General features: G+C 60.8%; 21 protein-coding genes. 9 read left to right on the top strand and 12 right to left on the bottom strand.

Going from position 1 to position 26,425, the window contains the following annotated elements; translation table 11 throughout:
- Positions 1-12 precede the first annotated feature (12 nt).
- From DV027_RS09150 to DV027_RS09135, 4 genes are all read right to left on the bottom strand, one after another.
- Complete coding sequence (locus DV027_RS09150; RefSeq protein ID WP_130731507.1) at positions 13-1,209, bottom strand: hypothetical protein; 1,197 nt, start codon at positions 1,207-1,209, stop codon at positions 13-15.
- A complete protein-coding gene (gene gluP, locus DV027_RS09145; protein WP_130731506.1) occupies positions 1,206-2,513 on the bottom strand; it encodes a glucose/galactose MFS transporter in 1,308 nt (435 codons plus the stop codon). Before gluP ends, DV027_RS09150 begins: the two co-directional genes overlap by 4 nt.
- Positions 2,514-2,570: 57 nt before the next feature.
- Positions 2,571-4,769: a TonB-dependent receptor gene (locus tag DV027_RS09140; RefSeq protein WP_242621819.1), complete on the bottom strand. Its 2,199-nt coding sequence runs from the start codon at positions 4,767-4,769 to the stop codon at positions 2,571-2,573.
- A 609-nt stretch (positions 4,770-5,378) separates the two neighbouring features.
- Positions 5,379-6,269: an ROK family protein gene (locus DV027_RS09135; RefSeq protein WP_130731505.1), complete on the bottom strand. Its 891-nt coding sequence runs from the start codon at positions 6,267-6,269 to the stop codon at positions 5,379-5,381.
- Positions 6,270-6,453: 184 nt separating this feature from the next.
- Here DV027_RS09135 and DV027_RS09130 point away from each other — a divergent pair, with 184 nt between their 5' ends.
- Entirely contained in the window at positions 6,454-7,593 is a 1,140-nt protein-coding gene (locus tag DV027_RS09130; protein ID WP_130731504.1) for an ROK family transcriptional regulator, read from the top strand.
- A gap of 237 nt (positions 7,594-7,830) precedes the next feature.
- Here DV027_RS09130 and DV027_RS09125 read toward each other — a convergent pair whose 3' ends face one another.
- The 3 genes from DV027_RS09125 to DV027_RS09115 are packed head-to-tail and all read right to left on the bottom strand — an operon-like array spanning position 7,831 to position 11,727.
- Positions 7,831-10,041 carry a beta-N-acetylhexosaminidase gene (locus DV027_RS09125; RefSeq protein ID WP_130731503.1) on the bottom strand — a complete coding sequence of 737 codons (2,211 nt, stop codon included), beginning with the start codon at positions 10,039-10,041 and terminating at the stop codon, positions 7,831-7,833.
- Positions 10,004-10,267, bottom strand: a complete 264-nt coding sequence (locus DV027_RS09120) for a hypothetical protein (RefSeq protein WP_130731502.1) — start codon at positions 10,265-10,267, stop codon at positions 10,004-10,006. The genes DV027_RS09125 and DV027_RS09120 overlap by 38 nt, the downstream gene beginning before the upstream one ends.
- A complete protein-coding gene (locus DV027_RS09115) occupies positions 10,264-11,727 on the bottom strand; it encodes a sodium:solute symporter (protein WP_130731501.1) in 1,464 nt (487 codons plus the stop codon). The genes DV027_RS09120 and DV027_RS09115 overlap by 4 nt, the downstream gene beginning before the upstream one ends.
- Before the next feature lie 284 nt (positions 11,728-12,011).
- Between DV027_RS09115 and DV027_RS09110 the strand changes: the two genes are divergently transcribed.
- The 4 genes from DV027_RS09110 to DV027_RS09095 are packed head-to-tail and all read left to right on the top strand — an operon-like array spanning position 12,012 to position 16,043.
- Positions 12,012-13,196 carry a serine hydrolase domain-containing protein gene (locus tag DV027_RS09110; RefSeq protein ID WP_130731500.1) on the top strand — a complete coding sequence of 395 codons (1,185 nt, stop codon included), beginning with the start codon at positions 12,012-12,014 and terminating at the stop codon, positions 13,194-13,196.
- A gap of 39 nt (positions 13,197-13,235) precedes the next feature.
- Positions 13,236-14,165: an N-acetylmuramic acid 6-phosphate etherase gene (locus DV027_RS09105; protein WP_130731499.1), complete on the top strand. Its 930-nt coding sequence runs from the start codon at positions 13,236-13,238 to the stop codon at positions 14,163-14,165.
- Position 14,166: 1 nt separating this feature from the next.
- The gene (locus tag DV027_RS09100; protein ID WP_130731498.1) at positions 14,167-14,922 is read left to right on the top strand and encodes a GntR family transcriptional regulator; all 756 of its coding nucleotides are present in this window, start codon (positions 14,167-14,169) and stop codon (positions 14,920-14,922) included.
- Positions 14,919-16,043 carry an anhydro-N-acetylmuramic acid kinase gene (locus tag DV027_RS09095; RefSeq protein WP_408884461.1) on the top strand — a complete coding sequence of 375 codons (1,125 nt, stop codon included), beginning with the start codon at positions 14,919-14,921 and terminating at the stop codon, positions 16,041-16,043. The genes DV027_RS09100 and DV027_RS09095 overlap by 4 nt, the downstream gene beginning before the upstream one ends.
- Positions 16,044-16,082: 39 nt before the next feature.
- Here the strand turns inward: DV027_RS09095 and DV027_RS09090 are convergent, their stop codons facing one another.
- The 5 genes from DV027_RS09090 to DV027_RS09070 are packed head-to-tail and all read right to left on the bottom strand — an operon-like array spanning position 16,083 to position 21,397.
- On the bottom strand, positions 16,083-16,808 hold the full coding sequence (locus DV027_RS09090; protein ID WP_130731496.1) for a copper homeostasis protein CutC: 726 nt from the start codon (positions 16,806-16,808) through the stop codon (positions 16,083-16,085).
- Positions 16,795-17,784, bottom strand: coding sequence for an ABC transporter ATP-binding protein (locus DV027_RS09085; RefSeq protein ID WP_130731495.1), 990 nt, complete (start codon positions 17,782-17,784; stop codon positions 16,795-16,797). Before DV027_RS09085 ends, DV027_RS09090 begins: the two co-directional genes overlap by 14 nt.
- Entirely contained in the window at positions 17,781-18,815 is a 1,035-nt protein-coding gene (locus DV027_RS09080; protein WP_130731494.1) for an ABC transporter ATP-binding protein, read from the bottom strand. The genes DV027_RS09085 and DV027_RS09080 overlap by 4 nt, the downstream gene beginning before the upstream one ends.
- Before the next feature lie 3 nt (positions 18,816-18,818).
- Complete coding sequence (locus DV027_RS09075) at positions 18,819-20,258, bottom strand: M81 family metallopeptidase (protein WP_130731493.1); 1,440 nt, start codon at positions 20,256-20,258, stop codon at positions 18,819-18,821.
- A gap of 17 nt (positions 20,259-20,275) precedes the next feature.
- A complete protein-coding gene (locus tag DV027_RS09070) occupies positions 20,276-21,397 on the bottom strand; it encodes an ROK family transcriptional regulator (protein ID WP_130731492.1) in 1,122 nt (373 codons plus the stop codon).
- A 120-nt stretch (positions 21,398-21,517) separates the two neighbouring features.
- On the opposite strand from DV027_RS09070, the gene DV027_RS09065 reads away from it, so the two are divergent.
- The 4 genes from DV027_RS09065 to DV027_RS09050 all read left to right on the top strand — a co-directional run bounded on the left by DV027_RS09065 (position 21,518) and on the right by DV027_RS09050 (position 26,093).
- Entirely contained in the window at positions 21,518-23,074 is a 1,557-nt protein-coding gene (locus DV027_RS09065; RefSeq protein WP_130731491.1) for an ABC transporter substrate-binding protein, read from the top strand.
- Positions 23,071-23,991 (top strand): ABC transporter permease, encoded by a 921-nt coding sequence (locus tag DV027_RS09060; protein ID WP_130731490.1) that lies wholly within the window; start codon positions 23,071-23,073, stop codon positions 23,989-23,991. Before DV027_RS09065 ends, DV027_RS09060 begins: the two co-directional genes overlap by 4 nt.
- A gap of 13 nt (positions 23,992-24,004) precedes the next feature.
- Positions 24,005-24,829 (top strand): ABC transporter permease, encoded by an 825-nt coding sequence (locus tag DV027_RS09055; protein WP_130731489.1) that lies wholly within the window; start codon positions 24,005-24,007, stop codon positions 24,827-24,829.
- A gap of 509 nt (positions 24,830-25,338) precedes the next feature.
- Positions 25,339-26,093, top strand: a protein-coding gene (locus tag DV027_RS09050; protein ID WP_130731488.1) for an IS5 family transposase whose coding sequence is annotated in 2 segments (ribosomal slippage) — positions 25,339-25,669 and positions 25,669-26,093 — 756 coding nt in all. Because the reading frame shifts where the segments join, the coding sequence is not laid out codon by codon here.
- Positions 26,094-26,425: the final 332 nt, after the last annotated feature.

Raw genomic sequence — 26,425 nt, 5'->3', positions numbered from 1 at the left:
TCCATCCAGTATTCACAGCGGCAATACCTGCGCCTGCACGGCGTGCGCCGCCTGATCGATCCAGTGCAGGTTTTCCCTGCGCAAATGACCAAAATTATAAAAACCGAACCCGTCCACGCCGCAGCGCGCCAGGGTCCGGGCATGGGCTACAAAGGCCGCTCCGTTATCAAAATCACCTGAGGCAGGTCGCAAAACGGTGCGGACCCTGCCTTGATTGCCAGTAATGTCGCGAATATCCGCCAGCCGGGACACGGCTGCGCGCGTATCGCCGCCATACAGGCAGACTTCCAGCCCATCGCAGGCCTGCGACAGGGCATTGAGGTCGCTTCCTTCGACCCATGACAGAACCGGATTTTCCATCACGGACGGGATGACATACACCCCTACCTGCTCACGGACCGCCGCGCGTATCTGCGCCACAAAGGACGTAACCTGCCGGCAGCGCCAGCGCAGGAAGTCGCGCAGGTCATCATCACAGACAAGCATCTGCATCAGCCGCCCGGCGCCATCGGCGGGCGGGGCATCATCAGGGCGGTCCATGTAGCGCGACAGGCATGCCGCCACACGCTGCCGCACTGCCGTAACATTGACCCGGTCTTCCGCCGCCCGTGACATGCAGGCACCGCAGAAGCATAGTCCCATCAGGGTATCGGCCCACATATTGGGCGCAAGAAAACTCATTTCATGGTGAAAGCCATGCCTGAATGGCTGCCAGCCCGGCGTTTCGCATATGATCTGGCTGACATAGGGGTTGGCCCCCATTTCCCGGCACAAGTTGACACCATATTCCCGCACGGCTGCGTGGGAGGGGCACAGGCTGTAGGGGTAGCGATCGCCAAACGCGTTATGGCAGGTGAATTGCGGATACTGCGTACCCAGCGCGGTATTGTGCAGCAGGACCGTCCATGCCGCGACCTGCAGGCCCTGCGCGTGCAGCACCTGCAGTGCCTCCATGCCCAGTCCCTGCGTTGCGATGATGGGGCTGATGCTGCCCCTCCATGGCTGGATGGGAAGATATGTGGCACCATCCTGCGGGAAAAAGACTTTCTGGCGCAAGCCATGGGGGCGCAGGAATTTCCCGGCATGGTACGTTGCCGCAACGCATAACGTATTGATGCCCATCTCACCTATGCGCACCGCGAAGCTGGCCAGATCATCGTGGTCCACAATATCCCACGGATAAATATACAACCCGCGATAGGGTTTCATGACTCGACCATCATGACCGGAACAGCACGCGCCCGATTATGGCGCTGCATGAGGATGTTATAGAAAATGATCAACAGATAGGACGGAACCGCCAGCCCCACGAAGGCTGCCTGCACGCCTGTGAAGGGTGCGATCTGGACAAAGATCTGCGGAATGACCGAGCCGCCTGAAAACGCCATGACCAGCAAGGCGGTCGCCTGTGCGCCCCGATCTTCCACATCGGAAATAACAATGGGGAACAGGGAGGGTAAGATCATGGCATTTGCAAAACCGCACAGCGCCACGCACAGCACCGAGGCATAGCCATGTGTCAGCCAGCTCAGCACGCATAACATGACGCCAGCCACCGCTGACAGGCCCAGATAGCGCTCCTGTGAAAAGACACGCGGCACCAGCAGCATGCCCAGCACATATCCGCCCATCATCGCCGTCAGGGTCAGGGAGGTGAAGAACTTGGTCTGGTCAAGCGGAATGCCAAGGCTGCTGCCATATACGCCAATGGCGTCCCCCGCCATGACTTCGGTGCCGACATAAACGAACATGCACAGCACCCCGAAGCCCAGACGGAATGACCGGGACAGGCGCGATGTCCTGGCCACCGGCGCATCGGGGCGGGATGAGCCGGCAATATCGATATGCGGGAGGGACGAACGCGCCAGCCCGATTGCCAGGGCCAGCAGCACGGCCGCCATGACGAAATACGGGATCTGCACGGCATGGGCGAACTGATCCAGGATATGGTTGCGTGCCGCCATATCCGGTGCGGCCCTGACCTGGCCTGCAATATCGCCAAGATTGCGCATGACCAGCAGCGCAAGGACAACAGGGGCCGCGATCCCCGCAATCTTGTTGGCCACACCCATGATGGCAATGCGCTGGGCCGCTTTTTCCGTCGGTCCCAGCAGCGTTACATATGGGTTTATGGTGATCTGCAGTAACGACAGCCCCGCCCCCATGACAAACAGCCCGCTCAGCGCACCGGGATACACGCGTATGCTGACACATTCGCCAAAAATGGCGACACCGGCCGAAAGAACGACCAGGGCAACAACCAGCCCCCCTTTCAGGCCGGTCAATCGGGTCAGCAGCGTGGCGGGCAGAGGGAAAAACAGGTAGGACAGATAAAAGCACATCGGCACGAGAAAGGCGCTGACGGTACTCAGGTTGAAGGCGACCTGCACAAACGTGATAAGGGGACCATTGAGCCATGTCACAAAACCGATAATGAAAAACAGGCAGGCGATGATAACGATGGGCCGCCAGCCATACTGTCCCGCAGGGCTTTGTGGGTATAACCTGGGCAATGGCCCCTCCTCTCTTTACCAATGGTAAAACCGTTCTGCCGGGCCGCAGGGCCCCGATCAGAACCCTGCCGATACCGAAACCATGGCAGCGAATGCGCCCCCGACCAGATAGATGGGCGCCGACGTGCTCGCACCACCCGTGCTGCTTCTGTACAGGCCACCCGCAACGGTGTTGACCGGATGGGCGTTGCTGGTAAAGCTGGAACCACCTGAGAGATAATGGTTATCGCCAATATTCATGATGTTCAACTGTATCTGCGGCGCCTTTGCCGGGCCAAGCTTCTTCATGCGATAGCCCAGCGTGATGTCCGAGGTGATGTAGGAGGGAATTTTCTCGTCATCCATGAATGTCGTGTACTGGGAGTCAACATACCTCAGCGCAAAGTTGCCGAAGAAACGGCCATCATCATAATTCAGACCTATCGCACCGGTGAATTTGGGCGATTCAACAGCAATCTTTCCTGCGGTTGGCAGGTAGTTTCCGCCACCGGCATTGTAGTTGTTATCCATTGTTGCATGCAGGTACTGACCGGAGAAATACGGGCTGATATGATGCCAGCGCCGCAGGCCGATTTCAGCCTGGATGCCGCGTGATGTCTGCCCACCAATATTGATGGGTTCGGAAATCAGCTGCGTCGTGCCCGGAATGTAGTTCATGGATGTTACCTGGTGGTTGGTCATGTTCAGGTTGAACAGGGACACCGCCACGTTGAGAAAGCCGGAATGACGAAAGCCGATTTCCTCGCCAATGGAATATTCAGGCTTGAGCGACCCGGGCTGTTCGACTGCATGTGAATTATTGGGGTCAAATATCTGGCTGTAAGCCTCCACCGAAGCCGGGGCACGGAAGGCGGTCGTGCCGTTGACAAAGATCTGGTCATGCGGCGTGATCTTGAAACTGGCGGCAAACTGCGGCAGGGGCTCAAAGTAATTGCCCGCCTTGTAGTAGGGGTCGGCTCCCGGCACGTTGTTCGTGCCCGTGCGGCTGACCATTGCAGCCCGGAAGCCCGCGCTCAGGGTCAACCTGTCGTGCAGCAGGTTCAGGGTATCGGCGATGAAAAGCGTATTGACCTGCTGCTTGAAGTTCAGGTCATAGCCCGTCAGGATCCGCCCGTTCGTGGCATCGATAATGGGGCTGTTGGAATACGAGCCATTGGCGTAAACCTGCCGGAATGTGGAAAGTTCCTGATGGGACGTATAATTGTACCAATACCCGACCGACAGTTTGTTATGGCCTCTTGTCCAGTCGAGGGACATGTTAAGCGAGCCGCTTTTCTGGTCCCACGGATCCACGCCCTCGGTCAGGACCGATCCGTTTCCTGTCGGTATGCCGACCAGGCTGCCATAGCGCTGGGTGCCCATATAGCCGCCGGTTGTGGGAATGCTCTCCCCTGCGTTGGACGGGCCAAACTGATGTTCAAAGTAAGGGGTGACATGTAGCTTCAGGTTTTTGGTCAATGTAAAATGGGACGGCAGGATAACCGTCTCGGCATTCATGTTCGTAATCTGCAGCCCGTAATATGTCGGGTCGCCCTGGGTGAATGATCCTGCATAATTGAAGCTGTCACCATATTTGTTCCACTGGCTGAGGGTCGGTGATCTCCAGGAGGTCTGCTGCTGCCGGTTAAAGGAGAATACGGCGGAAATGCTGTTGCCATCCCCCCATTCCTTTACAAATTTTGAATCGACATGGTAACGGAACAGTCCACCTGGTCCGCGCCAGTTGTTATAGCTGGTGTGGGAAAATGAAACAAAGCCCCGGATACCTGTATTACCGATATCCCCAGTTTCATAACGGATGAATTCCTTGTTGCCACTATGCGTGCCGCCTGCCAGGTCTACAAATCCGCGCTGTTTATGCGATGGGTTGATCTCGGTCGCTGTAATCTGGCCACCCACCGCATTGTACAGCGGGGCGTCAAGGTCAGGTGATCCCTGTGAAACGGTAACCGATCCCAGGTTTTCCGAATCAACCATCATGCTGCTATAGGGCTGGTAATTGATGGGGTCAGCCATTGGCGCCCCTTCGAACAGATACCCGATCTGGGCCTGTGTCATGCCGCGCATGGTCATGTTGTTTCCCGTCAGGCCAAACGGGTCCTGGCTGGAAAAATTCACACCCGGCAGGTCCGCCACGAGGGCGGCGATATTGGCCGTAGGCGCCTGTTTTGCAATAAAGTCACGCGTCAGGCCACTTTGTGAGCGTGGCGCGGTCTGGGGCGGCATCAGGCCGCCACCCGGTGTCAGATTGGTCACGCCATTGGCCGTGGGCGGAAGATGCCGGCTTACGGTGATATGTTCAACTTTGGGTGTGGGCAGGGGCGCTGTTTTTGTCTGTGCGGCATTCGCCGGGGGTTTTGCACGGGCCTTTGCCGATGAAGTATTGACGGACCCGTTACGCGTCGCGGCTGAAACCTGTCCATACGCGGGAACGATCACCAGACTCGCCCAGATAGTACAACAGAGGGATAGATTACGGTACGAAACCTTCATGAGCATGATCCCTGCATTTGGAGTAAAAGCCGCGAAACAAATGTTTTGCTTCCTTAACGTATAATGCAGATCAGGCAGTATCCGTGCAATAGTTCGGAATCTGTCCTATGATAGTTTTATTATAAAAACAAAGTATACAATCACGCCTCCTTCCCTGATCCACGCCTCATCTCTTGTCATCAGGCAGATTTTATCAATGAAAAGCATAGGGTTTCATGAACGGGCCTTATTCATTCCCCCATATGGCGGCATTCAGGCAGCGTGTTAATTCGGCAACATATATAAAGTGCCATACCGGGTGCAGGAGATGAGAATACCGGCATGGCGATTTATTATTTAAACGCAATGATGGCTCGGATCGTGCCGCGGCCCTTACGATTTCAACCACGAAGCCCCTGCAAGCCCGGACTCTGCCGGCAGGGCCCCCGGCACGACCAGCGCTGCGGTATCCTGTCGCAGGATCCGGCTGCGCACTTTCTCATCCAGTGCGTGCAGCAGCCTGGCCTGATGGGCCAGCCCGCCCCCCACGGGCATGATGGAAGCCCCGGTTACATTGACCACCATGGCCAGCCCGGCGGACATCCGGTCAAGCCATATGTTTACGGTCTCGATGGCCCGGGATTCCCCGTTTTCCCAATGTGTCAGGATCGGGCGGATGGCCAGTTCCTCCCCATGCAGGAAGGTATGCAGCCGTTCAATGCCACGTGCGCCGCCTATCGTATCAAGGCAGCCCTGCTGCCCACACTGGCATGGCAGCATGGGGGCGCGACCGGGCAGGGCACTGTCGGTAATGAAGGGGCCATGCCCCCACTCTCCCGCAAGGCCGCCCGGCCCGATAACCGGCCGGCCATGAACGATCAGGCCACCCCCCACCCCTGTGCCAAGGATAACCCCGAAGACGATGTCGTGCCCCTGCCCCACGCCCTGCATGGCTTCATTGAGGGCAAAACAGTGGGCATCGTTGGCGACCAGCACATCACGCTGCAGGCGCTGCATGAGGACCTGCCGCAACGGCACATCATAAATACAGGGAATATTGGCCGCGCGCGTCCGCCCGGTTACGGGGGCGCACACGCCTGCAATGGCAATGTGCAGCGCAATGGCGCGGTCATACCCATCCACCAGGCTGGCCAGTGCGGCAACAAAAAGATCCAGATCCTGCGTTGGTGTCGGCACGCGCTGCCGGTGTGTCAGCCTGTGACCGGCATCGGATTGCGCAAACTCGATGTAGGAACCCCCTACATCCGCACATAATATTACCATACGCCATCCTCATGCCCAAGCGCGACGAATATGATCCAGCTGATGCCCTATATGGCTTCATGCCTGGCCTGGAAAGCCAGGCAGGATCATTAAAACGTTGAATAAGTTCCGGAATCATAATAACTTTACTTATATTGTTCACCAAATAAAATTAACAGTCCCCACCGGATTGAAGAGGCTGCGTATGTTCACATCAGGACAATACCGGGTACTCCGCACAATCAGCACGTTAGGCCCCGTCAGCAGAACCCAGCTTGTGGAAATCACGGGATTGAGCAAGGCGACCATGTCCGCCTTAACCCGTGAACTGCTGGATCGTAATATCCTGTGTGAGCGTGAACTGGTTTTCGGGCAGGGGCGCCCTTCCATCCTGCTGGGGCTGAATGCAGTTTCGGTCTGTTTTGCCGGCGTATCGATGCAATCCGACCCCAGCATCATCCTGCTGACGGATCTGCTGGGTGAAATCATTGCACACAAAGAGTTTGTGCGGGCATCTGATCCTGAAACATGCATTGAAAATATTGAACGCGGCATCCGCGAACTGGTGGCGCAGGCAGGAGACCGGGCGGGCCCGCTAGGTGGCGTGGGGATTGCCATTCCCGGCTTTGTCGCGCGTGACCGGCGTCTGTGCTATCGATCGGTCGTGCTGGAATGGCGCAATGTTGATATTGTCACGCCACTGGAAAAATGCCTCGGCGTGCCGGTATTTGCTGAAAATGATGCCAATGCCCTCATACAGGGGGAGCACCTGTTCGGCATCATGCGCGACTGCCCCGATTTCAGCATGATTATTGTCGGTGATGGCGGCATAGGCTGCGCGCATATCGTTGATGGAAAACTGCATCGTGGCTTTCAGGGCGGGGCAGGAGAAATTTCCCATACGACAGTCGTCTGGCCAGATGGGCGCGAGACCAACCGCCCGTGCAGTTGCGGCAAGCGCGGGTGCCTGGACACGGTCTCCTCCCTCAGGGCCATACGGTCCATGGCCCAGCAGAAGGGGCTGCCAACCACACCACTGGAACTGGAACGCCAGGCACGGGAGGGCAATGCGGATGCCCTCCACATCCTTCATACGGCAGGCGGCGCGATGGGGATGGCGGTTGCACAGCTTGTGCAGCTGTTTGACCCCAGCCAGGTTGTCGTGCTGCTGGACCAGCCGTTCCGCGAAGGGGTATTCGGGGCGGTCCTGCGCCAGACCATGGAAACCCACATCATGCCCCGCCCTGACTGGGAAATGACACTGGACCTGCGTGAAACCCTTGGCACCGGCTGGGCAACTGGCGCTGCGGGCATTGCCACAAGGCAATTCCTGTTCAGTGAATGAACGCCCTTGCCCCTTCTGCGGGCAGGCAGGCTGCCAGAGCGCATGCCCGTCACGGTTCCTGCTGGTTTATAAAATTACGCCAGCACCACCCTGCCATGGCGGCAGGCGTGCAGGCCATCGGCTTCATGTTCAGGCACATACGTCGCCAGGCCCCGCCGGTAGCGGGGCCCGGCTTCCTGCGGTTCAGGCGTGCGCGCCTGTCACCCGGCGCATAGGGTGCCTGCTATCCCGATGAGGTTAATGGGCATGATCGACCAGCATGTGCAGGCCGGGCAGGATGTCAATCAGCAGACCTGACGCTGGCAGGGGCATGGTATGGGCCGCCACCGCATCCGCGCATGCTGCAAAAGCCGCATCCTGGCTGGCCAGAATGGCATTGACCCGTTTATGCCAGTGATGGCCATGACTTCTCTTTTTCATGGCTTCAAGCCCGACTTCCGCCAGTTGTGCCAGTTGTTGCGATGCTGCTCCTGCCTCCTGCAGCGCGGGTGTGGTCGCAATCTGCGCATAGGCGGCATCATTGGCCCTGTATGTTCTCAGCATCGCCAGCAGATCGGATGCGCGTGCGCGGTCACCCTTTATGTAGCGTTCTGCCAGCGCGTTGAATTTCATGGCATCAAAGCTGTCAGGGCTGGCAATCGCGGCCGGGGCGGTCAGCATGGCGTCCCCGCCATGCGCGGCAAGGCGGTTCATCGCATAGTTCCTGACCGGGCTGGTGACGGATGTCAGGACTTTCAGGGGCGTGGTGTTCTGCGGCGCCAGGCGGGCGATCATGTCGTTCTGATGGCTTTCCGACTGTAATCCCATCATGTTCAGTTCATGCAGCACTACCGGCAGGCGGCGTTCCATATCCGCTACGTCACGCACGGATGCATCCGACCAGAACCGCTCGGCAATAGCGGCGGAACGTGGCCACAGCCGCGCATCGACCATCTCATCCGAGACGATCTCGCTCCACAATGGCGCTTCCCCGCCAAGAACCAGCCGGCTCTGCGCTGCGTCAAGGGCTGGCGCGTTGGGGTCCAGCGCAAAGGCATCGATCATTGACCCCTGCTTTGCACGGGCCTTTTCAACCTCGGCGGGGGACAGGCCGACCGCCTTGGGATCAAGGGGATCAACCTGATAATGCGTTGCGGATGGATTGAGGAGATCCAGATAATACCCTGATGAAACCACAACCGGATGACCCGCCCTGGTGGCGGAGCCAATCCATTTTGATCCACGCCATGCCTCAACCACCACATCGCGCGGGATAGGGGCCTCGCTGACTTCATCCCACCCCATCATGATCTTTCCCTGCCGGGCCAGCGCTTGCTCAACCTGCGCGGTAAAGGCGGCCTGGAGCGCTGGCGCATCACGATAGCCATGCACCTTCATATACCGGGTAATGGCAGGATTGTTCATCCACTGCTGTGGCGCGACTTCATCACCGCCCGAATGGAAATAACGGTCGGGGAAAAGACGCCCCATTTCGGCATAGAGCGCGGTTGCAAAACGCAGTGTCTGCGGCTGGGTCGGGTCAAGGGCGGGATTGTTCTGGTTATAGACCCTGTTACAGCTTGTCTGGGTCTTTTGCGTATCTACCGTAATCGAGCAGACGGGGTGGATTTCCTGTTCCGTGGGCACGGGCTGTGCCGCAAGGTCCGGATAGGCCTGCAGGATGGAAAGCGTATGACCCGGCACATCGAATTCCGGCACGATACGGATCCCGCGGTCAGCAGCGTAAGCCACGATGCCGCGCACCTGTGCCTGCGTATAATACTGGTTGTGGCCACCCACTTCCTGCAGGCGCGGGAAACGCCTGCTTTCCACCCTGAACCCCGTACCGTCACTCAGGTGCCAGTGCAGCACGTTCAGCTTGGTCAGTTCCATCGCATCAAGCTGCCGCTCGATGGTATCAACCGACATGAAATGCCGCGACACATCAATCATGAGCCCCCGCCAGGCAAAGCGGGGGGAATCGTGTATGTCGACATGCGGGATCACCGGGCCCTGCGGCGTAAGCGCGACAAGCTGCAGCAGCGTTGCCAGACCGTGCAGAACCCCTGCCGGCCCCAAAGCCGTGAGGTGAATCCCGTCCGCTGCGGATGTTGAAAGGGTATATCCCTCCTTCTCGTCAATACTCAGGTAAGCGGGATCATACCCGGTCGTGATATGCAGTATCAGCGGGGCGCCTCCGGCCTCCTGCCCTGCCATGCTGCGCAGGCGCGCTACAAAGCGCTGCCCGGCGCGGCGAAGCAGTGGAGAAGGCGCGTGCGTCCAGTCAATGCGGATGCCGCCTGCAATACTCCGGGTTGCGGGGTCCATGACCGTCACCGACTGCGGCTGCGGCATCAGCGGAAGGGCGGACGTACCGGCAATGGCAGGCGTGGCACATGCCAGCAGAACACCAAGCACGGGGCATGATTTCCTAACGAGACGGGAAGCACGATGCGCAATCGAAACCATGGGGCTCAATTCTTTCAGGGTTGGCATCCATCCACCAGGGAATACCGGATTGTAAAAACTGATATTCCTTTCTCTGGCATGCCCTGTTTTGTTCGGAAATAAAAATAAACGGCCAACGTTCTTTCAATAACCTGAAAAAAACAGGGAGAGCCGGCTGCATGTTCCGGGCAGTCATTTGAAACAGAACAGAAAATAAAGAGACGGAATAGGCGGAAAGCGCCATCATTGCCGGAGTTTTCCAATGGCCCTCAAACCCAGGCCACAGATGAACATCACGATGACACCCAGCGGAACCAGCCATGTAAAGGCGATGGGCGCACCATAAGGGCGCCAGAACATCATGATGCCACAGACCGTAACGACCGTCATGACGAAAGCAGGCAGGACCTCCCGCGTGCGCGCGTGCCTGCTGAACATGGCAAACACAAAGGCCCCCAGCATCGCCCCGTATGAACACGACGCCACCGACAGCCCGAATACAACCGCAGGCCCATGCCCATGGGCAAATGCCAGCGCGGCAAGAACAAGCACCACAGCCCACAGCAAGGTCACCAGGCGGGCAAATGCCAGCGCCGACAGGCCGATTTGGCGTGCCAGTGCCCGGCAGGGCGTGACAAAATCCAGTAATGTCGCGCTGGTCATGGAATTGAGCGTGGCGGACAGGGAACCCATGGTCGCACTCAGCAGGCCAGCAATCAGCAACCCGGCAAGCCCCTGCGGCAGATCATGCACGATAAAGGCGGGGAACAGCGCATCCGATGTCTGCAAGCCCATTGCAGCCAGCGGTTTTTCATCGTTGCGCGCCCAGAGCAGCATGCCCACGAGCGACAGCATGGCAAACAGGCACCCGACCATGAATCCACTGCCGATCAACGCCTTTCTGGCATCCGTCAGATTGCGGGCGGCCAGAACGCGCTGGACCATCAGCTGGTCCGTGCCATGCGATGCCATGGCCATGATCGCCCCCCCGATCATGGCCGCGCAGGGCGTATAGGGATCAAGGAAAAAGTGGGAGGATTTGTGGAACAGGTGAAACCTGTTGGAGTGCCGCAGCGCATGGATCTGCATGTCTGTCGCATGATGGTACAGCAGCCCCATGCAGGCCGCCGTTCCTGCTACATAGACAGCAAGCTGTATGGCATCGGACCACACCACGGCCCGCAGGCCGCCAAACATCGTGTAAAACAGCGTGAGCCCCACGATGGCCAGCATGATCACCCATTGCGGCAGGGGAAAGTGCATGGATGCCAGGATGGCCGCGACCGGCAGCATGCCCGCAAACAGCCTGATCCCTTCCGCCAGCACGCGCATGACCAGAAACGTGGCGGATACGCTACGCTCCATCACCGGCCCGAACCGGTGACCCAGATACTGGTAGACACTGCTGACCTGCCCGGAAAAATAACGGGGCAGGAACAGCCATGCAACAAGCGCGCGGCCAATGACATACCCCACCGCCAGCCCCACGAACACCATGCCGCTGCCATAGGCGATGCCGGGTATGCTGATGATGGTGAGGGTCGAGGTTTCCGTTGCGACAAGTGACAGGCAGATAACCCACCATGGCAGGTTGTGGCCGCCGCCTACATAGGTGGAAACCGAATCCTGCCGCCCCGACAGGGCGAATGCGATGAATGGCAGGGTCAGGCAATAGATGCAGATAATCGCGATATCGATTGCGGACATACCGGTTCCATCATGTCAGAAAGGCAGATCATATGACCGAATCAATACCATAGGAAAGCCAGAAAACCATCCGATATCGAAACATAATTCCGTATCGACTCAACCAGAATCTGTGATATGGAATCTTTTTGCATTGAATTAAAAAGATATTTTCTATTCCCCCTCCGTCGCACGCACCGCCATGCCGGCCTGGATCAAACGGATCGTTGTCATTGCAAGGGGAAAATGGTATTATTCCTGTATCAGGCATCTGGCATGCCGTCTTTTAACGGACTCTTTAGCACATGCATGTTTTCCCGGCCGCCCCCCGGCTGAAGCGCCGCCATGTCCTGATGCTGGCCGGTGCCGCAACCCTTGCGGCCTGCGCGCCCCATGCGCGCGGCGCCCGCAATGCCCGCCCCGACATGCGCGGCGTGGACCGCAGGCTGCGGCAGGCCGTGACACAGGGCGAAGCGCCGGGGGTTGTCTGCGCCATCGGTCATGACCAGCAGGTCGTGCACCGGGCCGTATATGGCAGGCGCAGCATTACCCCCAGGCCCGAAGCCATGACATGGGATACGGCATTCGACATGGCATCCCTGACCAAGCCGGTCATAACCGCGCCCTGTGTCATGCAGTTGTGGGAACAGGGGCTGTTCGGGCTTGATGATCCTGTCTCGCGTTATCTGCCGCAATTCGCGGCGGCCGGTAAGTCCGCCATTACCATCCGGCACCTGCTGACCCATTATTCCGGCCTGCCGCCCGATCTGGATCTCGCGCAGCCATGGCAGGGGCGCGAGGCCGCATTCCACCTGGCCATGGGGGTTGCGCCATCACAGCCGCCCGGCAGTGGTTTCATCTATAGCGACATCAATTTCATCACGCTGGGTTTCCTGGTTGAAAAACTCTCGGGCATGACGCTTGATGCCTACGCCACGCGTTTCATCCTGACCCCGCTGGGCATGCGCCAGTCATGTTTCCTGCCGCCGGAAGCAGGGCGGCCACGCATTGCCCCCACCCAGCCGGATGAAAACGGTCATATGCTGCGCGGGCAGGTGCATGATCCCTCCGCCCGGCGCATGGGGGGCGTGGCCGGGCATGCGGGCCTGTTTTCCAATGCGGATGACATGTGCCTCTATGCGCAGGCGCTGCTCGACCGGCGTGCCGGCAGGCCATCGGCCTACCCGCTGCAACCCCGGACCCTCATGCTCATGACAACCGCGCAGCAGCCGGGGGGCAAATCCGACCTGCGCGGACTGGGATGGGATATTGCCACGCATTATTCCTCCGTCCGGGGAGACAGGTTTCCCGTAGGCTCCTTCGGGCATACCGGCTTTACCGGCACGTCGCTGTGGCTTGACCCCGACAGTGACAGCTATGTCCTGATCCTGACAAGCCGCCTGCACCCCGCGGGCCATGGCAATGTCGTGCGCCTGCGCCACGATGTGGCCACCGCCGCGGCCCTTGCCCTCATCGGGCCGCAGGGCTGACCCCCTTTATTCCCCCTTCTCTCCCGGAGTTTATGGTACATGACCCCACACAGCAGTGCGCCCGTGTTGCCCATCGCGACGGAAGGGCAGGACCCACGTTATGCGGATGTGGATGTCTGGCCCGTTGCGTCCGTGCTGGATGCGCTGGTGGAATCACAGATGAGCGCCATTGCCGCCGTGCGGGCCGCGACACCGGAGCTCGAGCGCGCCGTCAACGCCGCCCTGCCGCGCCTGCTGGCGGGGGGGCGGCTGTTCTATGTCGGCGCGGGCACATCGGGGCGGATCGGCATGCAGGACGGGGTGGAACTGCTCCCCACCTTCGGCTGGGCGCCAGAACGGCTCGTGCTGTTGCTGGCAGGTGGGCATGATGCCGTCTATCAGGCGGCGGAAGGGGCTGAAGACCGCGAAGACGTGGCGCGGACAGACATCCTTGCCCACCATCCCGACCCTGATGACGTGGTGCTGGGCATCGCCGCAAGCGGTTCTACCCCCTATACCTGCGCTGCGCTTGCGGCCGCGCGCGGCGCAGGCAGCCTGAGCATTGGCATCGCGTGCAATCGGGGCAGCAGGCTCATGGATGTTGCGGAGCTGGGTATTGCCGTGGTGACCGGGCCGGAAGTCATTTCCGGCTCCACCCGGCTCAAGGCGGGCACGGCGCAGAAAGCAACCCTCAATCTGATTTCCACCACGCTCATGATCCGCATGGGCCATGCCTATCGTGGGCAGATGGTGGATATGCGGGTGGTCAACGCCAAGCTGCGCCAGCGCGCCTGCCGCATGGTCCGTAACCTGAGCGGCAGCAGCGAGCAGCAGGCCCTGAGCGCGCTCGAGGCCACGCGGTTCAATGTCAAACGCGCGGTCATGATCTGTTCCGGCATTCCCGCCGACCGGATCGAAGCGCTGCTTGTGGCGCATGATGGCAACCTGCGTTCGATCCTTGGGCAGGTTCATACGCCCAAAAAAGGGTAACATGACACCCGAACAGCTTTTTACGGCCCTAACCCCCAGCCCGCATGACAGAAAGCCCCTATACCTGCAGGTAGGCGACCGGTTGCGTGACCTCATTGCCACCAGCGCGCTCAGGCGCGGCGATGCCATGCCCCCCGAGCGCGAACTGGCAGAGCGGATCGGGGTATCGCGCGTGACCATCCGCAAGGCATTCGAGGAACTGGTCGGCGCGGGCATCCTGAGCCAGAAGCCGGGGGCGGGCACGTTCGTGTCGGGCCGGATCGAACAGCCGCTCTCCATCCTCCAGAGTTTTTCGGAAGACATGCGCGCGCGCGGCCATGAGCCCGGCTCGATATGGCTGGACAAGCATGTGGCGCGCACAAGCCCCGACGAGGCCATGGCGCTTGGCATAGCGCCTACGGCCCGTGTCATGCGCCTCAAACGGATCCGCACGGCCAATGGCCAGCCCATGGCGGTAGAAACAGCCGTTATTTCAACACAGTACCTGGATGACCCCGACAGCGTGGGCAACTCTTTTTACGCGGCCCTCAGGGACCATGACCTTCTGCCGGTCAGGGCGCTGCAACGCATCCGTTCGCGCCTGGCTTTCGTTCATGAGGCCGAACTGCTGCATCTCGATACCCCGAGCGCCATACTGGATATCGAAAGACGCTCCTTTCTGCCTGATGGCCGGGTGCTTGAAGTCACATTCTCATCCTATCGTGCCGACCTTTATGACTTCGTGGTGGAACTCAGGGCTGCCGGACTGCAGGAATGAAACATATGTTCACTGTCATTGGCCTGATGAGCGGCACGTCACTCGACGGGGTGGATGCTGCTGTCATCCGCACCGATGGCGAGCGGATTGAAGGATTTGGGCCGGATCTGAGCCTGCCCTACCCGGCCGCACTACGCCACCGTGCCCGAAAAATTCTCGACGAGGCCACTGCCCTCCCCCCCGACAGCCCGGAACTGAAGGCCGTAGAACACGAGATAACCCGCTACCATGTTGACGCGGCCCGGCAGTTGCAGGCCCTTGTGCCCGATGTCGATCTGATCGGTTTCCATGGCCAGACCATCCTCCATGCCCCTGCCCGCCACCACACATGGCAGATCGGGGATGCGCAGTACCTGTCACGCGCAACGGGACTTGCTGTCATCCATGATTTCCGCAGTGCCGATGTCGCAGCCGGTGGCGAAGGCGCGCCGCTGGTGCCATGGTTTCACGCTGCCCTGTTGCACGGTGCGCCCGGACCGGTCGCGGTGCTGAATATCGGGGGGGTCGCGAATATCACGCTGGTTGATGCGGATGGCACGATCCATGCCTGTGATACCGGGCCGGGCAATGCCCTGCTCGATGACTGGGCCCTGCGCCATACCGGCACGGCATGTGACGTGGACGGAAAACTGGCGGCGATGGGCACGGTCAACCGGACACTTCTGGAAGACCTGCTGGCCGACCCCTATTTTGCCCGCCCTGCCCCGAAATCACTGGACCGGCAGGCATTTGCCACGGCACTCGACCGGGTATCAGGCTGCACGCCAGCGGATGGCGCGGCAACACTGGCCGCCTTTACCGTCGAAGCCATTCGCCGCACGCCCCTGCCCACGCGCCCGGCGCACTGGTATGTGTGTGGTGGCGGGCGGCATAATCCCGTGCTCATGCGCGCAATGCAGGCGGCACTCGGGGCGCCGGTCGAACCCGTGGACCGCCTTGGATGGAACGGGGATGCGCTGGAGGCGCAATGTTTCGGTTTCCTCGCCGCACGCAGCGTGCGCGGCCTGCCGATCTCCGCACCCAACATTACGGGCGGGCCGGATAACCTGTCTGGCGGTCGCCTGACCTGTGCGGGCCTGATGCCCATGCCCGCATGGATACGCAAAACTGGCGCAGCGTAAACCACCCTCATCGACCAACGGGGGCGACCAGCACAGGGTCTATGCCCTACTCTGCGCCCCGCGTGCGGCTGCCACAAGGGCACGGATGGCATCAGGATCGGTCAGGCCCGGCATCGGACCAAAGCCAAACCCGGCATCATCCGCCGCAAGCTGCACGCTCCGCCGGCAGGAGGCATGGACTTCGCCCACGCCTGTTGCCCGGATCAGCGCACCAGCATTGCCCGCATTCACGCCACTGCCTGCCAGAATGACAATACGGCCCGCCGCCTGTGCGTTCAGGCGCGCCAGACATGCCTGCCCCTGCACCGCGGTGGGGCACTGCCCCGAGGTAAGGATGCGGGTAAACCCTGCCTCTATTGCAAACTCCAGCGCCTCGGCCGGGTCACGCACCAGATCGAACACGCGGTGCAGGGTCCGCTCCATGCCCGCGCACTGACCGGACAGGCGCAGCAGGAGATCACGATCAAGATGCCCATCGGGCGTGATCGCGCCCAGCACCACCCCTTTCAGCCCCGCTTCCCGTGCGGCATGTATGTCATCGATCATGACGGCAGCCTCATCGCCGTCGAATATGAACGACCCGGCACGGGGGCGGATCATGGCCAGGGTCGGCACATGGCCCCGTGCTGCGCAACGCATCAGCCCGGCACTCGGCGTAAGCCCCCCGACGCCAAGCGAGGCGCACAATTCAATCCGGTCAGCCCCGGCCGCATTGGCCGCGGCAATGCCCTGCGGGGTTTCCACGCAGATTTCAACACGCGTCATGAAATATCTCCGGTCTCAGGCAGGCAACCCACCGCTGGGGCGTGACCTGCTGCAAGGGGGGCACCACGGTGGCGCATGCCGCCACGGCGTGGGGGCAGCGGTTACGGAACGCGCACCCATGGTGCAGGTCCGGCGCTGCCGTGGCATGGTCAGGCGTTGGGGGAATACGCCCTTCCCCACCGTGCCGCAGCCCTGGAGCCAGGGCCAGCAGGGTGCGTGAATACGGGTGAAAGGGCTGCGTACGGAATGCTCCTGTCGGGGCAATTTCCATCACACGGCCCAGATACATGATGACAACACGGTCACACAGGAACATGACCGCAGGCAGGTCGTGCGAGATGAACGCCATCGCCAGGCCCAGCCGTTCACGCAGGCCACGCAGCAGGTTGATGACTTTCGCCTGCACCGAAACATCCAGCGCCGAGACGGGCTCATCGGCCACGATCAGCCGTGGACCAACCGCCAGTGCCCGGGCAATGCCGATGCGCTGGCGCTGCCCGCCGGAAAACTCATGCGCGAACCGCATCAGCGCATCCGCGCCAAGGCCGACCGAGGCCAGCAGGTCGATGACGGCCTCGCGGCGGCTTTCACGCGTGCCGATGCGGTGGATATCCAATCCCTCCGCCACGATGTCGCGCACCCGCAGGCGCGGGTTCAGGCTGGCGGCGGGGTCCTGGAAAATCATCTGCACCTGGCGGCAGTACCACCCCGGATCCGCCCCTGACAGGGCCTGAATGTCGCGTCCCTCAAAACTGACATGCCCTGTCGTAGGCTGTTGCAGGCGGACCATGCACCGCCCGACCGTAGTCTTGCCGGAGCCGGATTCACCAAGGATTCCGACTATCTCGCCCGCATGGATATCGAACGATATTTTGTCCAGTGCCTGAACATTTCTGGCGCGGCGGCCCAGCAGGGTGCGTGGCGCATGGAATGTCACGCCCAGGTCACGAACCGACAGCAAGGGGAAAGCGCTCATGCTCCCGCCGCCACGCTCATCTCGCGCCAGGCGATGCAGCGGGTGGCATGGCCGTGCGCGGCATCGGCCATCTGCAGGTCGGGATGTCCGGTGCGGCAGGCGTCATGCGCCCTGTCACACCGCATGGCATAAGCGCAGCCCGCCGGGCGATGGGCCAGATCTGGCGGATGGCCCGGTATCGTGGGCAGTTCGGGCGGTGCGCCATCCCCCGGCCTGCCAAGATGGCGGACCGGCAGGCAGTCCAGCAATGCCTTGGTATAGGGGTGGCGTGGGGCCGTCATCACATCGCGCGCGTTCCCGCATTCGACCACCTGCCCGGCATACATGACCATGATGCGGTCAGCGAATGCCTCCACCAACGACAGGTTGTGCGTGATGAACAGGATCGCCATGCCGGTATCACGACGCAGTCGCTGCAGGATTTCGAGTATCTGCGCCTGTGTCGTGACATCAAGGGCCGTGGTCGGCTCATCGGCAATCAGCAGCGCGGGACGGCAGGCAATGGCGATGGCAATCATGACGCGCTGGCGCATGCCGCCCGACATCTGGTGCGGATAACTGCCCACCCGCTCCCGCGGCCTGGCAATCCCCACCGCCGCCAGCAGGTCGGCCGCTCGCGCCAGGGCAGCCCGCCTGTCTGCCTGATGGTGCAGGACCAGGGCCTCGGCAATCTGTTCGCCCACCGTCATGGCAGGGTTGAGCGAGGTCATGGGCTCCTGGAAGATCATTCCGATCCCGCCGCCGCGTATCTTGCGCAGCACCTTCTCCGGTGCGGTTGCAAGGTCAACGGGGGCATGGCCTGCAGGCTGGAACACAAGCCGCCCGCCAGCAATATGGCCGATACGCGGCAAAAGCCCCATGATCGACAGGCTGGTCACGCTTTTGCCCGAACCTGATTCGCCTACCAGCGCCACGATCTCACCGGGGGCGATATCGAACGTCACGTCATCCACCGCATGCACGACGCCACGCCGCGTATGGAAATGGATGTTCAGCCCTTCGACCACAAGGGCAGGACATGACGCCGCCATCTGTCAGCGCCCTTTTCGTGCCGAGGGACAGACGCGCGGCGACCATGTAAAGGCCGTGTCGAACGGAAAGGTCGGCCGCGCCTTGTGCACCCGCGCCAGCCGGGTCACGTGCTGGTCCACCGCCCCGGGAGAAAGCGCCATCAGCGCGGGACTGGCGATCGGGGCGAGCTGTGGGGAAAGGTAGCCGGACTTCACCACCACCATCCGCGCCCGGTGCGGATCAAGCCCCAGCACCGTGAAATCGGCAATGTTATGGTAGGGCCTGCGCCGCGCGGCCACGACGACATGAATTCCCCCCACGTCGATAACCGCCTGGCGTTCGCGCTCGTGCGGATCATCAAGGATGAACCGGACCTCTCCCGTTACGCTGATCGGGGTCGTATCCGCCGCATCAAGCGCACCGCCCACCGGCAGCGTGACGCGTGCGCCCACGCCGGCGGCACAGGCCGCGCGGGTTGCCTGCGGGTCGGCGATGCCCGCCACGATCACATCCTGTGCGCCACGTTCGATCAGCGCGCGCAGCACGTCGATCCTGTCCCCAACGCCGCCACCTGTCGGATTATCGCCTGAATCCGCAACGATCACGGGCCTGCCCGTGGCCTGCAGCGCCCGCTCAAGCGTTTGTCCGATACTGCCGGTCCAGCAGCCGAACCGGAACTGCGTGCGTGCCTCCCAGTAAGCCGTGGCCATTTCCACCGCCGCCGCGTGCAATGCCGCCGCATCCGTTCCCGTCATGACCGCAGCCGCGGTCGCGCGCGGCTCGTCCGCCCATACATACCCCACCATGAGCGAGGCATCCCAGATCCCCGCGCGCCGGTCCACTTCCGGCAGGCGGGCATACAGGCTGCGCGCAGGTTCGTCCTCGGTGCTGGTCTTCTCCCCCGGCAGCACGACCGGCACCGGCGCCCACACGACATGGGGCCGTATGCCCTGCGTCAGGCAGCGCACCAGCATCGTAACCGCCCGGCGCATCGTTTCCTCCACATCGATATGCGGTGCGGTGCGATAGGTCGAAAACATGTCGATGGCATCGATGATGCGCTGCGTCACGTTGCCATGCAGGTCATAGCTGACGGAAATGGGCACATCCTCCCCCACGACGGCGCGGGTGGCGCAGATCCAGTCGCCTTCGGCGTCTTCCATGCCCTGCACATACATCGCGCCATGCATGGACAGGTACACGCCATCAAGCGGCCCCGCCGCGCGCAGCCGGTCAAGGAACGCATCACGCAATGCGCGATAGGTTTCCGCCGTGACAGGGCCGCCGGGAATGGCGCGGGCATGCAGGGTCGGGATGAACTGCGCCAGATAGTCGGACAGGAACGCAAAATAGGGCGCCTGCAGCAGGGCTTCACCCCGCAGGACCCGGAAATCCTCCATCCGGGTCGGCACCAGATTATAAGTACTGCATTCGATATGAATGCCACCTACGGCAATACGCATATCCTGTTTCCCTCATATCAGAATTGGCGGAACAGCGAACGGTCGGCCGCAACACTGGCGGCGCCAAATGCCCATGAATCGGCCGTGACATCGTGGGTCATGATTTGGGGGCGCGGTGCAAGCTGCGGCAGGATGTTACCCTCCGCCGCCTGCCGCATCGCGCGCGCGAACAGGCCCTCCAGCCCCCCGCCCTGGCGCACGACAAGCACGTGCTGCGGGTCCATGACCTGCACCATCTGCGCGATCATCAGGCCCAGGGCACTGCCCGCGCGGTGCAGCAGCTCGACCGCGCCAAGGTTGCCCTGGGCCGCAAGCTGCTCCAGCGGCTCCAGTTCCCCCGGCAGCCCTGCCCTTGTGGCCAGATGGGAGATGGCCGCCATGGAGGCTACGGTATCCAGGCAGCCGGTCTTGCCGCACAGGCACGGCAGGCCGCCCGGCTCTGCGGTAGCGTGGGCGATCTCCCCCGCGCCACCGCGAAACCCGCGAAACAGTTCGCCGCCGAACATGTGCCCGCACCCGATTCCCTGCCCGACGGAAATGAGGCTGAAGGAGGCCGCCTCCCGCATGGGGCCAAACCTGTATTGCGCGACTGTCAGGGCATTAGCGTCATTCTCGACATAGGCTGGCAGCCCGCAGGCCTGCGTAACCAGCGGGCCGACCGGCGCATTCTCCCACCCCGTCAGGGTGGAGCGCACGCATATGCCGCCCTGTTCATCCACCAGACCCGATACGGCAAGGCCGATGCCGCGCAGGCGCTGCGCCTGGCGCGAGCCTTCGGGTGCGATCCTGGCAATCAGGCGGTGCACATGGGCCCCGATTTCCATCACCTGGTCGGGCAGTTCCATATCGTAACGGTCCAGTATCATGCCGTGCAGGTCTCCCAGCACCATGACCGGACGGTCCGCCAGCGAAATACCGACAAAGAACGCGCTGTCGGCGGCAATGCCCAGCCGTATTGACGGCCGTCCGCCGCCATACACGGTATCGCGTGTCTCGATCAGGCCGTGGGCGAGCAGGTCTGCCGTCACCATGGAGACGGCCCCCTTGCTCAGCCCGGACATACGGATGAGTTCCGCGCGGCTGAGGGGACCGCACTGGTTAAGCAGGCGTAGCAACTGCACATGCGACCGGCAGGACACGCGCGCCTCCGTTACGGGTAAAGATCAATTTATATCATTGATTGACCTTTTGGTCGTCAAGAAAGTTTTTTATGTGATATAAGTAAAAACAGATCGAAACAATATGGTGATCGTGCCCCCATGCACTGCCATTGCCGCCTCCCTGTGCTGCTGACCGCGCTCATCGCCTGTACCGGCGCGATGGCGGCCCCGGCCCATGCAGGCGCCGGGGCCGCAGGGGCGTTGACCATCATGCAGCCCGAGCCCCCGCGCAGCATGGACCCCGCGGACCAGATGGCGACCGATACCTCTTCCATCCTGAGCGCGATGTATGAAGGACTGGTGCGCGCCGATGCGGATCGCACGATCCATCCCCTGCTGGCGGTCTCGTGGCGCCATGACCCGCAGGGCACGACGTGGGACTTTGTCCTGCGCCGCAATGTCAAATTCCATGACGGCCACACCATGACGGCAGCAGGCGTCGTGCACAGTTTCCGCCGCCTGCTGGACATGAACGCCCCATTGGCGGGCAGCAGCCGCTTCAGGGCCGTGGTCGATACGGTCACGACCACGGATGATGACATGACGGTGCGTTTTTCCCTGCGCCGCCCCTACCCTGATTTCCTGCTGCTGCTTTCCTTCAGCCAGGCCTGCGTGACATCGCCCTATGCGGGCGCCTCCCTGGCGCGGCATGCAGACGGAACCGGGCCGTTCCGGTTTGATGAATGGAAAAGCTCGGAATATGTCAGGCAGGCGCGCAACCCGGATTACTGGGGCACGCCACCGGACCTGGCCAGCGTGCGCTGGATATGGTCGGCGGAGCCATCGGTCATGGATATGGCGCTGCATACAGGTGACACCGATATCGTAGGTGACCTGCCAGCGCTTTATGCCCGGCGGATGGAAAGCGATCCACGCTTCGTGATCCATGATGACCCCAATGGGCCACTGTACTGGATCGCCATCAACATGGACCGGCACGCAGGGGCAGACAGGCGCATCAGGCAGGCGCTGAATTACGCGACCGACCGGCAGGCACTGGTCCATGCCCTGCTGCGCGACAGGGGGCAACCCGCCCGATCCCCGCTGCAGCCGGTTTCCCCCTATTTCGTCAGTTATGCGCCCGATCCGCAATACGACCCGCAGCGTGCGCGCGCCCTGCTGGCCGAAGCCGGATCGCCATCGGGCATCACGTTCAGCCTTGCCGTGCAGGACATGGACGAACCCCTTGCCGAGGCCTTGCAGGACATGTGGAAGAAATCCGGCATCACCCTGCAGATTTCACGGCTGGAGGGCGGCGTCTATGCATCCGAGGCATTCGCCGATCCCGCACAGAAGGCAGCGCTGCAACTCGATGGCGTGCTGGCGTCATGGTCATCGGGGTTCATACCGGACATGCAGCTTCGCCCCCTGTTCCATGGGGCATCCGCCGCACCTGCGGGGGCAAATCTCGGCTTTTTCCATGATCCGGGCGTGGATGCGCTGATCAATGCCGGGGCCGTGGAACCATCCGAGGACAAACGAAAAGCCATCTATGCACAGATACAGGAGATGATCATGCACGATGCGCCTGCGGTGCTGATCTATACCCGTGATACGCTGGTTGGCATGCGTGCGGACATATCCGGGCTGGTGGTGCGGCCGGATGGGGCGCTGGACATCACGCATGTCACCCGTAACCGGCAGCCGCATCCATGAACGCGCGCCTCATCAACAGGGTGCTGATGCTGCCGGTCGTGATGGTGGTGGTCTCGTTCGCGGTTTTTGTCGCGGTCCGCCACCTGCCGGGCGATCCGGCGCGCATGCTGGCCGGAACCGCCGCAACGCAGGACACGGTTGATGCCGTGCATCACAGCCTTGGGCTCGACCGCCCGGCCCTGCGGCAATATGGCACGTTCATGCGGGGTGCGCTGGTTGGTGATCTTGGCATTTCCATTGAATCGCGGCAGCCCGTGGGGCAGGAAATTGCCCATCATTTTCCCTATACGCTGCTGCTGGGGCTGAGCGCCTATGCCCTTGCCCTGTGTTTTGGCATTCCCGGTGGTCTGGCCGCCGCGATGTTCGAGGATGGCATATGGGACAGGATCTTCATGGGCATGACGATTGTGCTGGCATCGGTGCCCAATTTCTGGTTCGCGCTGCTGTTGATGGAGCTGTTTTCCGTCCGCCTTGGGTTATTGCCCCTTATGGGCGCGCATTCATGGTCCAGCCTGCTCATGCCATCGCTGACCCTGGCGCTGATGCCCATGGCCCTGATCGGCCGCATGACACGTGCCAGCATGCTTGCCGTACTGTCACGTGATTACATCCGCACCGCCCGCGCCAGGGGTGTGGGCCTCATGCGCCTGTGCCTGCGTCATGCCCTGCCCAATGCCCTGCCCCCGGTCGTGACCGTGATTGGCATGAACCTTGGCAGTGTCATTGGCGGGGCGGTGGTGACCGAGACGGTCTTTGGCTGGCCCGGCCTTGGCCACCTGATGATCGAGGCCGTGCGCTGGCGCGATTATCCCGTGATTGAGGGCGTGACACTGGTTGCGGTGCTGTCGGTCATACTGGTCAACCTTGTGGCCGACATCGTCATTTCCCGGATCGATCCCCAGGCACGGCATAGCTGAAGGACAAGCTGCCATGACCGGTTCATTTCGCACCCTGATCGCGCGCCTGCCGCTTTCGTTGCTGGCGGGGGTGGTGCTGATTACATTTATGGTGCTTGGCGCGCTCCTTGCCCCGCTCATCAGCCCGGCTGACCCGCTGGCACAGGATCTGTATGCCACGTTTCAGCCCATGTCAGCAGCGCACCCGTTCGGCACGGATGCGTTCGGGCGTGATATTTTCAGCCGGATCGTCTATGGCACGCGCTATTCCCTGGCCGAGGTCTGCATCTGCATCCTTGTTTCGTGTGCCATGGGCACGCTGGCGGGCATGCTGGCTGCGCTGGTGGGGGGATATGTGGAGCAGGCGGTCATGTGGGTTGTCGATATCATCTTCGCCTTTCCCGGTATCGTGCTGGCGCTGCTGATCCTGAGCCTGCTGGGGCCGGGTTTTTTCAACATGCTTCTGGCGATCTCCGTATTTTCCATACCCGTTTATGTCCGTCTGGCGCATAACCTGACGCAGGCCCTGCAACGCGCGGAATATGTGGAAGCCGCCCGCACGCTGGGGGCTGGAACATGGCGGATCCTGTACGTGCATGTCATGCGCAACGCCCTGGGACCGATACTTGTGCAATCCACGCTTACAGCCGGATCGGTGATCCTGGCGGCATCGAGCCTGTCTTTCCTTGGGCTGGGCGTTGCGCCCGCCACACCAGAATGGGGTGCCATGATGAGCGACGGCCGCAGCTATCTGGGCATAGACATCCTGCCCTCTCTCTTTCCTGGCCTTACGATCACGCTTGCGGTTCTGGGTTTTAACCTGTTGGGGGAAGGTGTGCGCAAGGTTATCGATAAATAATATCCGCAGGACGTATTTGCATATGAGACCTATGCCAGCCCCAGAACTTATCCCTGCAGCATAGAACTCACGGCTTTGCACCGTAACGCGGTACCGCATGATCTCTGATATTCAGCAGATTGGCGAAGCGGACCAGATCTGTCAGATGTGCCCATACATTCATGTCCGCAATCCAGATCGCAGCAATGGAAGATCGATGCGCTGACCACCGCGCCATACGATGGCTATGCCGTGACGAACCAGACTCTATTCCCTTATCTGGTACAGCGTGCATTGGATGATTTGAATGCCGGGCATCATGCCGGGGCTGTCGGCAGCCTAACTGGGCGTGCGGTTGGCCGACACCGATTTGCGGGAGAACACAATCGGCGTATTGGGCGCTGTGTGACAGCGACACCTCATCCGGGCACGGCAACCTAGGGCGTGTCGTCAGTTAGCATCTGGCGCTATGAGGCTTGTACTCCCGCTTGATCTGTGATGTTTTCTCTCTGTTTTCAGGGAGAGAATGAATGCGACGATATGGCCTGAGTGACAGCCAGTGGGAACGGATAAAAGATCTTCTCCCGGGTCGTGAAGGTCATGTCGGCGGAACGGCCGCCGATAACCGTCTGTTTGTGAAAGCCGTGCTGTATCGCTACCGCGCAGGCATTCCTTGGCGTGACCTGCCAGCGCGGTTCGGGGATTGGAAGAATGTTCACAGACGTCTGCGTCGCTGGTGCGAAGGCGGCGTAATCGAACGGATTTTCCAGCATCTGGCCGCCAATTGCGACAACGACTACATGATGATCGACAGCACGATTGTCCAGGCTCACCAGCACAGTGCGGGTGCCCGTAAAAAAAGGGCGTGGATCAGGCCATCGGGCGGTCCCGTGGCGGACTGACTTCGAAAATCCACGCCATTATCGATGCCGCAGGAAAGGCGGTCGCCCTGTCCCTGACGCCCGGGCAGAGAGCGGACATCACGGAAGCAGAACCCCTGCTGGATGAGGTCGATCCCAAAGCCTTTATCGCTGACAAGGCTTATGACGCCGACCCGCTCATTGAAACGCTTGAAGCACGGCAGATCACAGCGGTTATCCCTTCAAGGAAAAACCGACGCGATCCACGGAAAATCAGCTTCCGGCTCTACAAAAACAGAAACATCATTGAACGCTTCTTCGCCAGGCTGAAGCAGTTCAGGGGCATTGCAACACGCTACGACAAGCTGAAGTCAACATTCTTCGCAGCAGTACAACTCGTCTCCGCCATCATCGGAATTAACTGACGACACGCCCTAGACACCTCTATATGCAGGGATAAATCTTTTTTGTAACGGATATGATCGTTCCTGTTACAATAATATACCACAGGATATCAATTACTCTCGATACATACAGAAAAATTCCAGGAGATCGAAGTCTGTTTAACGTATACAGCGCGTGGCATTATACCGGCCAAGCGGGCGATGAATTTTATTTTAATATCACAATCGCTTTTTATCATTTTTGAAATAAACACCCCGCTGCCTTTTTATTTTCTAGGCTGGAATCAGAGCTTTATTATACTTCACGGCATCGAATGAACGCGAATGTAGCCGTGCGGAGTTTCAGATTGATA

The sequence above is a fragment of the Komagataeibacter xylinus genome, assembly GCF_004302915.1.
GTDB classification, from domain to species: domain Bacteria; phylum Pseudomonadota; class Alphaproteobacteria; order Acetobacterales; family Acetobacteraceae; genus Komagataeibacter; species Komagataeibacter xylinus_C.
This window is presented reverse-complemented; position numbering and strand designations above follow the sequence as displayed.